This is a genomic window from Bathymodiolus thermophilus thioautotrophic gill symbiont (genome assembly GCF_003711265.1).
Classification (GTDB): domain Bacteria; phylum Pseudomonadota; class Gammaproteobacteria; order PS1; family Pseudothioglobaceae; genus Thiodubiliella.
In genome coordinates this window covers 1131875-1144277 of record NZ_CP024634.1, presented here as the reverse complement: position 1 = coordinate 1144277, position 12403 = coordinate 1131875, and the positions used below count along the sequence as shown (strand labels likewise).

Sequence of the window (12403 nt, the reverse complement as noted above, 5' to 3'; positions counted from 1 at the left end):
AATAACGCCAAAGGGCAATGGAATCGCCCTTTATGCCCCCATAAGCGAAAATACAGTGTATGAAGTTTTTCTTTGTTAAAGTTTTTTTTGAAAATGTTGGCGCATACTTTGGCATTTTTTCAATTGATAAAGTGGTGGTAAATATACCTAAAAATTTAACGCCTCTATGTCTTTACCCTTGTTTGTCTTTAAAAAAATCAATGGATTTTTCTAAACGCTGTAATGTTATTTCTTTGCCAATCAACGCCGCCACCAAATCAATACTGCCGGCATTGCCATTACCACTTAAAGCCAAACGAAAAGGCTGCCCTACCTTGCCAAAACCAATGTCTAACTCATTGCACACTTGCTTAATAGCAGACTTAATTTCATCAGCTTGCCAAGTGTCCAGTTGTGTTAATTTGGCTAATAAAGATTCAAGTGGTACTTGGTCTTTAAAGTGCTTGTTGGCAAGTTTTTTATCAAATTCTTTAAAATCCTGATAAAACATCTTTAGCCCTTCAACCATTTCTACCAGCGTTTTTGAACGCTCTTGCAATAACTTAACCACCAAAGACAAGTCTGCTCCGTTATCAGTGTCAACTTTTTGATGGTGCAAATGCCATTTTAAATGCTGAATTAAATGCTCGGGTGTGGCGTTTTTGATATAGTCTTGATTAAGCCACAATAATTTCTCTTCATTAAAACTGGCAGGTGCTTTATTAATATCTTTTAGGTCAAATAATGTGACAATTTCCTGTAGTGAAAATATCTCTTGATCGCCATGTGACCAACCTAAACGCACCAAATAATTCAACAAAGCTTCTGGCAAAAAACCTGCATCTCGATACGCCATCACACTAACTGCACCATGGCGTTTTGACAAGCGTGCGCCATCACTGCCTAAAATCATAGGCAAATGTGCAAATTCTGGCAAATCCCAGCCTAATGCTTGATACAAATTAATCTGCCGTGGTGTATTGTTAATGTGGTCGTCGCCACGAATAACATGGCTAATTGCCATATCATGATCATCAACCACAACGGTTAAATTATAAGTTGGTGTGCCATCGTTGCGGGCAATAATTAAATCATCTAACTCTTTGTTGGCGATAGAGATTTTGCCTTTTACGGCATCTGCAAAAACCACCGTGCCGCCTATTGGGTTCTTAAAACGCACAACTCTGTGAGCGCCTGAGGATAATTTTTTGTCTCTACAGCAACCGTCATACATGGCTTTTTCGCCTTTTTTCATTAAGGTTTCTCGCAGGTCGTTCAGTCGTTCTTTTGAGCATTCACAATAATAAGCCTTATCTTCTTCTAATAACTGCTGAATAACGGCTTTATAGCGCTCAAAATGTTGGGTTTGGTAAAAAGGCCCTTCGTCATAGTCTAATCCCAACCAATTCATACCGTCTAAAATAGCATTAACGGATGCTTGTGTAGAGCGCTCTGTGTCTGTGTCTTCAATACGCAGGACAAATTTACCTTGTTGTTTTTTGGCAAAAGCCCAAGCGAATAAAGCAGTGCGTGCACCACCAATGTGTAAATAACCTGTCGGAGAAGGGGCGAATCTTGATTTCATGAATTGTCCGCCTTGGCTGCTAAATCATACCAATATTGTGTTTTTTCTAAGTCTTTTTCAACTTCCTTGCCATCTTCATACAGCATTCCAAGGGTGTACATTGCACCTTGAAGTCCGTATTCAGACGCTTTTTCAAACCATTCAATTGCTTTCGTGATGTCTTTTTCAACACCCTCGCCAGTCATATATGCCACCGCAATCATATGGTGTGCAAATGCATGTTCTTGCTCGGCTGCTTTCATAAAATTTTCAAATCCTAAGGGTTGATTTCCTACCATCCCTAAGCCATTCATCTGCATCATACCAAGTCGCCACAGGCTCTCGGCATTGCCTTGTGCGGCAAGGGGTGCTAACAATTGGTAAGCCATTGAAAAATTTTTGGAATCAAAAGCAGCTACGCCACTGGTTAGATCTGCACTAAAAGCATCGGTTTCTTTGGAATTTAACATATTTTTTTTGTTATTTTTAAAATAGCATAATTTTACAAGATTCACACGCACAAGTTATTGAATGTTGTTTGGGTATAATTTAGCACATTTAAAACATTTATATAAATGGAGGCCTCTGTAAAATATGAATAATCATCAAAAGTCCACTTTTTACCCGCTTGGTAACCTTTTCAGTGGTATTCAGCAGTCCTTTAGAAGGGTAAAATTGGATGTTGACAATCGTTCATATTTATACCAAGGTCTTTAAGGATTATTTTCGTGGAATTTAATCAGCAAGATAATAACAATAACAGTATCATTTCTGTGGATAAGAATGCAGTTATCTTATCGCATGTAACATTGCCCATACCTTGCTTTATCTCATCCAGCCATTACATAAAAACCCCTGATTTAACGCTGGAAAAACTGGATAAAATGGCGCTGTTCCCACTCAGTTCAAAAGACGATATTGATTTACTGATTATTGGCACTGGCAAAACGGGCAAGTTTTTAGACCCACAACAACAAGTTGCAATTCAGCAAATGGGCATTGGGGTTGAAAGCATGAGTAATGCATCGGCGTGCCGTAGTTTTAATTTATTACTGGCCGATGTAAGGTTGGTTGGGCTGCTGCTATTATGAAACGCGCATTGCTGGCTGAAGTCCGTCATTTTTGGCATTATTTTAAAATGGATACGCCCTTATTCTTAATTTTAATGGGAACCAGTGCGTTTGGATTGTTAATGCTTTATAGCGCTTCTGAATCCATGAACTTAATTTACAAACAAATCCTGCACTTTGTGCTTGCTATTGGTGTGATGCTGGTAATTGCACAAATACCCCCTTACTTGCTGAGGCGTTATTCACCCTATTTTATGCTATTTGGTATTTTCTTATTATTATTGGTGCTGTTATTTGGCTCTAGTAGTGGGGGTGCTCAGCGGTGGTTGGATTTGGGTTTGATGCGTTTTCAGCCTTCGGAATTGATGAAAATCATTATGCCGATTGCCATCGCTTCAATCCTGAGTGAAAAAACACTACCACCAAAAATTTTACCTATTGTTATCTCAATTGCTGCGATTAGCACCATTGTTTTGTTAATCGCCAGGCAGCCTGATTTAGGCACTTCGCTACTCATTGGTGCCAGCGGTGCTTATGTGCTGTTTTTTTCAGGTGTTCGTATTCAAATTATTCGGCATAACAATTGGCTTAATTTCGGTGCCATTGGTGCGTTCATTATTGGTGGTGGCTATATTGCTTGGCATTATTTGTTAATGGCATATCAAAAAAAACGCATTTTAACCATGATTGACCCAAGTTTAGATCCACTTGGTGCTGGTTATCACATTTTACAATCTAAAATTGCTATTGGCTCTGGTGGCTTATTTGGCAAAGGTATTGAGCAAGGGTCTCAATCTCAATTAAACTTCTTACCTGAGCATGCCACTGACTTTATCTTTGCGGTCATTGCAGAGGAATTAGGGCTTTTGGGGGTGTTGTTTTTGTTGTGTTTATATGGTTTGATTATTTGGCGTTGTTTTGTTATTTCTTTTGAATCGGAAGACACTTTTTCTAAGTTATTAGGTGCCAGTTTGACGCTTATTTTCTTTACCTATGTGTTTGTTAATATTGGTATGGTGTCGGGTTTGTTGCCCGTGGTTGGTGTGCCATTACCGTTGATCAGTTATGGGGGCTCGTCATTGATTACCTTGTTTGCAAGTTTTGGTATTATTATGTCCATTCGCAAACACAAAACTCCCAGTTATTTATCTCAATTTTAGCCTATGAAAAAATCTATTTTACTACTGTTGTTCCTAACCCTAATATCAAGCAATTGCTTGTCTTTAGAGGGGAAAAAATTGCCAGCCACAAGTTTCAAAATAACGCAAAAATTCATTGAAAAAATGGTGAAAAAGCACGATTTTGACAGAGATAAATTACAATTTTTATTCTCCACTATTGGGTTTATCGTTGCTGATAACTCTGCAAAAGATAAACAAGTTAAGAAAGCCAAACGCATTAGCAGGCCGACGATGTCATGGGATAAATACCGAGACTTGTTTATTACCGAACATCGCATTCAAGATGGCATTAAATTCTGGCAAGACAATCTCAAAGCGCTAGAGCGTGCGGAGCAAACTTATCATGTTCCAGCTGAAGTTATTGTTGCTATTCTTGGCATGGAAACCGACTATGGCAACAAAAAAGGCACTCACCCAACATTTGAAACCTTGGTAAAACGCTCATTTGGCAATTATCGTCGTCGCACTTTCTATCAAAAAGAATTGGAGCAATTTTTACTCCTGACGCGTGAAAATTCTATCAATCCTTTGAGTGTTAACGGCTCATACGCAGGGGCAATGGGTTTTCCACAATTTATTGCCAGTTCGTATCGCTATTATGCTGTGGATTTTAATCAAGATGGTAAAGTTGACTTGTTTTCAAACCCTGTGGATGCCATTGGTTCAATTGCCAATTACTTTGACAAACATCATTGGCATGACTTCGGGGAAATTGCACGCCCTATTACCCTAAAAAGCCAGCACCTAAAACACGCCAAGCGTTCTAATTCTAAGCCGAAAAAAAATGCCAAATACTGGCGCAACAAAGGTTTTGAGATAGATCAAGATATTGACAACAAAACCAAATTGGCATTTATTCGCCTGCCGCAGAAAAAAGTTGACGAAACTTGGCTTACTTTTTGGAATTTTTATATATTAACTCGTTATAATCATGACAATAGATATGCAATGGTTGCTTCTCAATTGTCAGCCAAATTAAAACAACAATTTACTTCTTTAAATACTAAAAAATTATGAAAAAAAAATCCTTACCTTTGTTTACTTTTATTGCTTTTGCCACTTTATCGATTAACACACAAGCGGCTATTTTTATCACCCCCAAAGCCCCATCAATTAATGCGGCGGCCTATATTGTATTAGATCACAATTCAGGTGTGGTTATTGCTGCAAACAAGCCCGATAAAAAACGCTCGCCAGCAAGTTTGACCAAGTTAATGACTGCTTATGTGGTGTTTCAACTGATTAAAGATGGTAGGGTTAGTTTGAACGATGAAGTGCGGATTAGTAAAAAAGCATGGAAAACAGGTGGCTCAAAAAGTTTTGTTGAAGTAGGTAAAACCATTCCACTTGAAACACTACTCAAAGGTATGATTATTCAATCAGGTAACGATTCAGCCGTGGCATTAGCCGAGCATATTGCTGGCACCGAAGGTACTTTTGCTACTTATATGAATGAATACGCCAAAGAACTTGGTATGACCAATTCGCGTTTTGAAAACGCCTCAGGTTTGCCCCACAAAAATCAACACACCACCGCTAGAGACATAACCATACTTGCCTCGGCAACCATTCGTGATTTTCCACAATTTTATGAATGGTATTCGCAAAAAGAATTTACTTATCATGGTATCAAGCAGCCTAATCGCAATAAATTATTATGGAGCGACCACACTGTTGATGGATTAAAAACAGGTCATACAAAAAAAGCGGGGTATAACTTGGTTGCCAGTGCTAAACGCGTGGGCATGCGTTTGATTTCTGCAGTGCTTGGTTCGACTAGCACACAAGCAAGAGCCGCACAAACACAAACTATTTTAGATTATGGTTTCCGCTTTTTTGAAACACAAGAAATTAACAAAATTGATCAAAAAATAGCCATTTCTGGCTCAACCAAAACAGAAATTAAAGTTGGGTTTGAAGCGCCACAAACCATCACCCTATCTCGTGGACAATACAAATTAACCCAACAAGTCATTGAATTAGACGCCGATTTAACAGCGCCCATTAACGCAGGGGATAATATTGGACACTTAATCATTAAATTTGAAGGCAAAAACATTGCAGAACTTCCTGTTATTGCACTTGAAAATGCGCCTAAAGCTGGTTTCTTTTCACGCATGCTGGATAAAATTAAATTTTAATGGTTTACCTTAACGGCAATTTTATTGCGAAAAAGAATGCCTCTATTTCAGTTATGGATAGAGGTTTTTTGTTTGGCGATGGTGTGTATGAAGTTATTCCCACTTATCAAGGCAAGTTATTTCGCCTTAGCGCGCACCTAAAACGCCTGCAAAACAGCCTAGATGCGATAAAAATACCCAACCCCTATACAAATAGTGAGTGGCAAAAAATTCTCAATCAATTATTGGGTTATTCTCAATCGGAAAATCAATCGCTTTATCTACAAATTACGCGTGGTGTAGGCACCCAAAGAAAGCACAGTTTCGACACACTTACTCCCACTGTGTATATTGAATTAAATCCACTCGTAACCAAAACCAAGCACGCCTTAGAAAAAGGTTTTAGTGTGATTACGCAAGCCGATATTCGCTGGTCTCAATGCGATATTAAAGCCACTTCGTTATTGGCAAATGTATTGTATTCTCAAAATGCCAAAGACAACCAAGTGGAGGAAATTATCTTGCATCGAAACAATGTTGTTACTGAGGGGGCAACCTCAAATGTATTTATGATTAAAGCAGGTACTTTATTCACACACCCTACTGGCAAATATATTCTTTCAGGCATTACCCGAGATTTGGTGCTAGAAAGTGCGCTGGCTTGCAAACTGCCTATTGATGAATCGGCATTTACCGTTGATGCATTATTAAACGCTGATGAAGTGTGGATTTCCAGTTCTACTCGTGAAATAATGCCCATCACTCAAATAGACAAGCAAGTTATTAACCAAGGAGAAGTAGGTCGTTATTGGGCATGTGTTTATCACCATTATCAGCAACTGAAAAATGACTGATTTACGATTTGACCTCTTAACTGATTGGCTGGCGTATTTTTTTGGTGACGAAAATTTTGTTATTACCAGTGCTAGCGACGATGCCAGTTTTCGCCGTTATTTTAGAGTTGAGCGTGATAACGCCAGTTTTATCGCTATGGATGCGCCACCAGAAAAAGAAAACAGCGACAGGTTTATTAAAATTGCCACACTTTTAAACGCAAATAATATTCATGCACCTGAAGTTATTGAGGCGGATTTGGTGCAAGGTTTTTTGTTATTAGAAGACTTGGGCAATGTTACTTTCTTGCAAGCACTGAATAAAAGTGCGCGTCTTAGTCTGTATAAAAAAGCCATCAATACACTCATAAAAATACAAAAAATTGATTGTCAAAACGAAAACTTGCCTCTATATGATGATGCGCTATTAACAGACGAAATGCAATTGCTCATTGATTGGTATTTACCCCAGAAAGAGACAACCCCTTCTCTGCAATTATTAACCGATGTTTTTCAATTACTCAGTGATAATGCGCAAAATTCCCCTCAAGTATTTGTTCACCGAGACTATCATGCACGAAATTTAATGGTCATTCACGAGAACATTGCGGTTATTGATTTTCAAGATGCAGTGATTGGCTCAAATACCTACGATTTATGCTCATTGTTAAAAGATGCTTATTTTGAACTGTCAACAGATGAAATACAAACTTTATTACGCTATTACTATACGCAGGCCAATATCAAACTTAAATTTTCGCAATTTGAAAAACAATTTGATTTAATGGGATTGCAACGCCATTTAAAAATTCTCGGCATTTTTAAACGCCTGTCAATGCGTGATGGCAAGCACCAATATCTAAATGACATCCCATTGGTTAAAAAATATGCATTACAAATTGCCGATAAATACCCAGAATTTGCTAACTTAAAGGCATTTTTATGAAGGCTATGATTTTAGCCGCTGGCAGAGGGAAGCGTATGATGCCGCTCACTAAAAACACACCAAAACCCTTACTTAAGACCAAAGGCAAGCCCTTGATTGAACACAGTATTAGTGCGCTAAAAAAAGCAGGCATTACCGACATTGTTATTAACACCGCCTACTTGGGGGAACAAATTAAAACACATTTAGGTGATGGCAAAAAATTCGGCGTACAACTTCAATATAGCACTGAACAGCATGCCCTAGAAACTGCAGGGGGCATCATTCAAGCCTTACCTTTATTAGGTGGACAGCCTTTTATTGTCATTAATTCCGATATATTGTGCGATTACGATTTATCTTCACTCGCCCTACCGCTCAACTCATTGGCTCATCTGGTTTTGATCAACAATCCTGAGCACCATCCTGATGGTGATTTTTCTATTGACACTGAACAAAAAATTACATTTAATAAAAATAATCGCCTTACCTTCTCTGGTATAGGTATTTATCACCCTAGTTTTTTCAAAAACTATAGGCACACCCAATGTGCATTAGCCCTTTACCCACTGCTCAAAGAGGCAATTAACAATCAACAATTAACCGGTGAATATCATTCAGGATATTGGCACGATATTGGCACACCCAAACGCCTTGAATTAATCAATCAACAAATCTAAAATTCAAGTAAAATAAGTTTCGGCAGTGTACAGGGTGCACTAACAATAAACAGTTATGAACTCCGCCAGATCCGGAAGGAAGCAACGGTAATAATTTTTTTATGTGTTAGCCGTTATTCTGACACTGCCACCTTTTTTAATATAAATCCTTTTTCAAGCAAAAGGATTTAAAATACAATGAACACAACATGAGCGCACCTTATCAAGTTTTAGCACGAAAATATCGTCCTCACACCTTTAGCGAGATGGTGGGTCAAATACACACGACCAAAACTTTAATTAATGCCCTTGATGCGGATAATTTACACCACGGCTTCTTATTTACAGGCACACGAGGGGTGGGTAAAACTACCATTGCAAGAATTTTTGCCAAATCCATTAACTGCGAACGCGGCGTTAGTTCCAAACCTTGTGGTGAGTGTGCCACTTGTGTTGAAATAGACCAAGGGCAATCGGTTGATTTAATTGAGTTGGATGCAGCATCGCATACAGGCGTTGACAATATGCGTGATATTTTAGAAAATGCGCAATATATGCCCACCAAAAATCGTTATAAAATTTATTTGATTGACGAAGTGCACATGCTTTCAAAAAGCAGTTTTAACGCACTGTTAAAAACGCTAGAAGAGCCGCCTGAACATATTAAGTTTTTGCTGGCAACAACGGATCCACAAAAAGTGCCTATTACAGTGCTTTCTCGCTGTTTGCAATTCACTTTGCAAAAACTCACACATGAAGAAATCTTAGGTCAGCTGAAATTTATTATGGAGGCTGAAAAGCTCAAATATGAAGAACTGGCACTCGGTCAAATTGCCGACTTTGGCAACGGCTCTATGCGTGATGCACTAAGCCTGCTTGACCAATCTATTGCTTATGGCAATGGCACTGTGATGAGCAAAGACATTAAGGCAATGCTGGGCTTGGTGCTTCACGATGACATTCTAACTTTGGCAAAACACCTGCTTGATCAAGATGCACAAGCATGCATTAACTTTGTCCGAGAATTGTCACACAAAGGTGAAAACCTAACCCAAGCGCTCAAAGATTTAAGCGCCTTATTTCATCAAATATCAATTGCACAACTTCTTGATAATGCAGATATTTCTAACGATATTCAAGCCTTAGCCGCAAAAATATCCACCCAAGATTTGCAACTTTTTTACCACATAGCAATTAATGGTAACAAAGAATTGCCCCTCGCACCAAGTGAACAAATTGGCTTTGAAATGACGCTATTGCGTATGCTGGCATTTCACTCCAATGCACACAATAAAACGCAATCAGTCGCACCCAACAACACACCAGAAACGAAAATAGCAGAAAAAAAAACACCTAAATTAGCGTCAGCGCCTAAAATTAAGCCTAAAACGCAACAATCAACACTCAATATCAACTCTCAATCCGACTGGGAAGAAACAGCAAAAACACTTAAATTCAGCACAGTGGCGCGTATGTTGATTAAAAACACAGTCTTTGAAAGTGCCGACCAGCAAACGCTCACATTAAGTTTGGATGAAAAATTTTCCAATCTACTAACGGACAGCATCAAACGCACCATTCAAGATAAATTACAAGAAAGTTTTGGCAAACTCAGTCTCAACATCAGCGTCAATAAACTCAAAACCCAAACCTTGGCACAAAAAGAAACGCAGGCTGAAAATGAAAAAATGGCAGCCTTACAAAAAGATTTTTTGGCTGATAAAGGTGTGCAAAAATTACAACAAACCTTTAATACCAAGGTGGCTATCAATTCAATTAAAGAGATAAAAATGGAGGCAAGAAATGTTTAAAGGTGGAATGGCTGGCATGATGAAAAAAGCCCAGCAAATGCAAGAAAATGTGCAACAAGCACAAGCAGAAATTAAGCAACTAACTGCCACAGGCACTGCTGGCGGTGGCTTAGTCAACATTAGCATCAACGGCGAACATCAGGCAACCGACATTCAAATCAGTCCCAATGTAATGGACGACAAAGACACGCTAGAAGACTTACTCTTAACCGCTATTAACGATGCCAACCAACAAATTGCCGATGCTTCTGCCGCCAAAATGAAGGATGCCACAGGCGGCATGAAATTACCGGGTGGTGCGAATTTACCCTTTTAAATGATTGAATCCCTCAACGAAGCCTTTTGCACCTTACCCGGTGTCGGTAAAAAAACCGCACAACGCTTTGTTTATCATCTGTTAGAACGCAATCGAGAAGGTGGCTTAAACCTCGCCAAAGCCCTAGTTGATGCCATGGAACATGTCAAACACTGCTCATCATGTCGCACACTTAGTGAAAAAGACATTTGCAACATTTGTGCCAATAACAATCGCACCAATACACAACTTTGTATTGTCGAAACCCCCACCGATATTCACGCTATCGAACAAAGTAGCGTATATAAAGGCAAATATTTTGTCCTAAGCGGCTACCTCTCGCCCATTGACGGCATTGGCGCTGCCGAATTAGGTTTGGATGAATTGGAACAAAAACTACACCAACAAGATGTTGAAGAAATCATCTTAGCCACCAACGCCACCATCGAAGGCGAAGTTACCGCACACTACATTAGCAATATGGCAAAACATTTTGATGTCCGCATCACTCGCATTGCCCACGGACTCCCAATTGGTGGAGAACTTGAATATGCTGATATTAACACCATTGCACATGCCCTCTCTGGGCGAAAAGACTATGGTGACTAATCAAACTTTTTAGACAATAACTCTATCTCATAGCCATCAGGGTCTTTCAAAAAAGCAACAATGGTATCCCCCGCATTCATCGCCCCAGCCTCACGGATAACCTCAGCACCCTGCTCTTTTGCCATAGCAGTTGCCTGATATACATCCGCCACATTAACAGCAATATGCCCAAACCCCGTGCCTATTTCGTAATTACTTTTGCCCCAATTGTAAGTCAACTCTAGCGCTGTATTGTCCGCCTCGGCTCCATAGCCCAAAAATGCCAGCGTAAATTCCCCTTTGGGGTAGTCTTTTTGACGCAACAAATGCATGCCCAAAACCTCAGTGTAAAAAGCAATGGATTTATCCAAATCGCCAACTCGTAACATCGTGTGTAAAATTCTCATCTATTATCCTTATGAGACCTTTGCATAAATATAAATAATCATCAAGAATCCACTTTTCACCCACTTGGTAATTTTTTAAACCCAGCCTTGGCTCTGCTAGGACAAGGTTTAAGAAAATCACCAAGTGGGCAAAAATTGAATTTTGCTAATCATCCATATTTATACAAAGGTCTCCTTATATTTATAATTTGCATGAAGCCTTTGATGAACTATGGTTGATTGGCAAAAAAAGTGAATTATTGACGATGATTCATATTTATGCAAAGGTCTCAATACATTATAATCAAACAAATGACAAGCGCACACACTTATTGGGACACAATTTATACCACCAAAAACCATGAGAAAGTTAGTTGGCATCAATCACAGCCCACAATTTCATTGGATTGGATTTTGAATATTACCAACCAAAATGACGCTATTCTTGATGTTGGTTCGGGCGTCTCAACATTGGCTGATAATTTACTTGAGAAAAATTACCAGCACCTATCTCTATTAGAAATTTCACCAATGGCTATTCAAACAATGAAAAATCGATTAGAAAATCACCTTGGTCAAGTACACTTTTACAATGAAAATATTTTAACCTTTCAAGCCAATATCCAATTTAACCTTTGGCACGACCGCGCAGTTTTTCATTTTTTAACCCATAAAAAAGACCAACAAACCTATCTTCAAAAACTCAAACAACACCTCAAAGCAGACGGATATTTTTTACTCGCTACCTTTGCACCCACAGGTCCAAAACAATGCTCCGAACTTGACATTGTGCGATATGACAGCAATAAAATTACCCTGCTATTAGGTGCAGATTTTAAACTAATTAAAACCACCAGTGAAGTCCACCCTCACCCCGATGGTAGCACGCAAGACTTCAACTATTTTTTATTGCAAAAAACTTAAAAATAAAAGAAAATAAAGGGGTTAACCTCCTCAGATAGGACTTAGAAACAGGCGAATTTGTATTAACC

At 38.9% G+C, this 12403-nt stretch carries 15 protein-coding genes and 1 other RNA gene; 13 read left to right on the top strand and 3 right to left on the bottom strand.

All coding sequences use genetic code 11. The annotated features are described in order from the left end of the window. Positions 1–172 precede the first annotated feature (172 nt). Both gltX and MS2017_RS04290 read right to left on the bottom strand, forming a co-directional pair. Complete coding sequence (gene gltX / locus MS2017_RS04295) at positions 173–1564, bottom strand: glutamate--tRNA ligase (RefSeq protein ID WP_122951375.1); 1392 nt, start codon at positions 1562–1564, stop codon at positions 173–175. Further along, entirely contained in the window at positions 1561–2013 is a 453-nt protein-coding gene (locus tag MS2017_RS04290; protein ID WP_071564004.1) for a tetratricopeptide repeat protein, read from the bottom strand. The genes gltX and MS2017_RS04290 overlap by 4 nt, the downstream gene beginning before the upstream one ends. Before the next feature lie 124 nt (positions 2014–2137). Between MS2017_RS04290 and MS2017_RS11795 the strand changes: the two genes are divergently transcribed. From MS2017_RS11795 to recR, 12 genes are all read left to right on the top strand, one after another. Then, on the top strand, positions 2138–2260 hold the full coding sequence (locus tag MS2017_RS11795) for a hypothetical protein (RefSeq protein ID WP_275112731.1): 123 nt from the start codon (positions 2138–2140) through the stop codon (positions 2258–2260). Between the two features lie 11 nt (positions 2261–2271). After that, the gene (locus tag MS2017_RS04285; protein ID WP_071564005.1) at positions 2272–2634 is read left to right on the top strand and encodes an Mth938-like domain-containing protein; all 363 of its coding nucleotides are present in this window, start codon (positions 2272–2274) and stop codon (positions 2632–2634) included. Then, positions 2631–3773, top strand: coding sequence for a rod shape-determining protein RodA (gene rodA, locus MS2017_RS04280; RefSeq protein ID WP_071564006.1), 1143 nt, complete (start codon positions 2631–2633; stop codon positions 3771–3773). The genes MS2017_RS04285 and rodA overlap by 4 nt, the downstream gene beginning before the upstream one ends. Positions 3774–3776: 3 nt before the next feature. Further along, entirely contained in the window at positions 3777–4811 is a 1035-nt protein-coding gene (mltB, locus tag MS2017_RS04275) for a lytic murein transglycosylase B (protein ID WP_071564007.1), read from the top strand. Next, entirely contained in the window at positions 4808–5935 is a 1128-nt protein-coding gene (locus MS2017_RS04270) for a D-alanyl-D-alanine carboxypeptidase family protein (RefSeq protein WP_122951374.1), read from the top strand. The genes mltB and MS2017_RS04270 overlap by 4 nt, the downstream gene beginning before the upstream one ends. Next, positions 5935–6768, top strand: coding sequence for a D-amino acid aminotransferase (locus tag MS2017_RS04265; protein ID WP_180334722.1), 834 nt, complete (start codon positions 5935–5937; stop codon positions 6766–6768). The genes MS2017_RS04270 and MS2017_RS04265 overlap by 1 nt, the downstream gene beginning before the upstream one ends. Then, positions 6761–7693, top strand: coding sequence for an aminoglycoside phosphotransferase family protein (locus MS2017_RS04260; protein ID WP_122951373.1), 933 nt, complete (start codon positions 6761–6763; stop codon positions 7691–7693). Before MS2017_RS04265 ends, MS2017_RS04260 begins: the two co-directional genes overlap by 8 nt. Further along, entirely contained in the window at positions 7690–8352 is a 663-nt protein-coding gene (gene murU, locus MS2017_RS04255; protein WP_122951372.1) for an N-acetylmuramate alpha-1-phosphate uridylyltransferase MurU, read from the top strand. The genes MS2017_RS04260 and murU overlap by 4 nt, the downstream gene beginning before the upstream one ends. Positions 8353–8381: 29 nt before the next feature. Further along, positions 8382–8477: signal recognition particle sRNA small type (ffs, locus tag MS2017_RS04250), an RNA gene on the top strand. Positions 8478–8540: 63 nt separating this feature from the next. Continuing rightward, positions 8541–10142 carry a DNA polymerase III subunit gamma/tau gene (dnaX, locus tag MS2017_RS04245; RefSeq protein ID WP_071564011.1) on the top strand — a complete coding sequence of 534 codons (1602 nt, stop codon included), beginning with the start codon at positions 8541–8543 and terminating at the stop codon, positions 10140–10142. Next, entirely contained in the window at positions 10135–10458 is a 324-nt protein-coding gene (locus MS2017_RS04240) for a YbaB/EbfC family nucleoid-associated protein (protein ID WP_122951371.1), read from the top strand. Before dnaX ends, MS2017_RS04240 begins: the two co-directional genes overlap by 8 nt. Then, a complete protein-coding gene (gene recR / locus MS2017_RS04235) occupies positions 10459–11046 on the top strand; it encodes a recombination mediator RecR (RefSeq protein ID WP_071564013.1) in 588 nt (195 codons plus the stop codon). Here recR and gloA read toward each other — a convergent pair. Beyond that, positions 11043–11432, bottom strand: a complete 390-nt coding sequence (gene gloA, locus MS2017_RS04230) for a lactoylglutathione lyase (protein ID WP_071564014.1) — start codon at positions 11430–11432, stop codon at positions 11043–11045. The two genes, recR and gloA, sit on opposite strands and share 4 nt — an antisense overlap. Before the next feature lie 291 nt (positions 11433–11723). Between gloA and MS2017_RS04225 the strand changes: the two genes are divergently transcribed. Further along, positions 11724–12335 (top strand): class I SAM-dependent methyltransferase, encoded by a 612-nt coding sequence (locus MS2017_RS04225; protein WP_164707603.1) that lies wholly within the window; start codon positions 11724–11726, stop codon positions 12333–12335. Positions 12336–12403 lie beyond the last annotated feature (68 nt).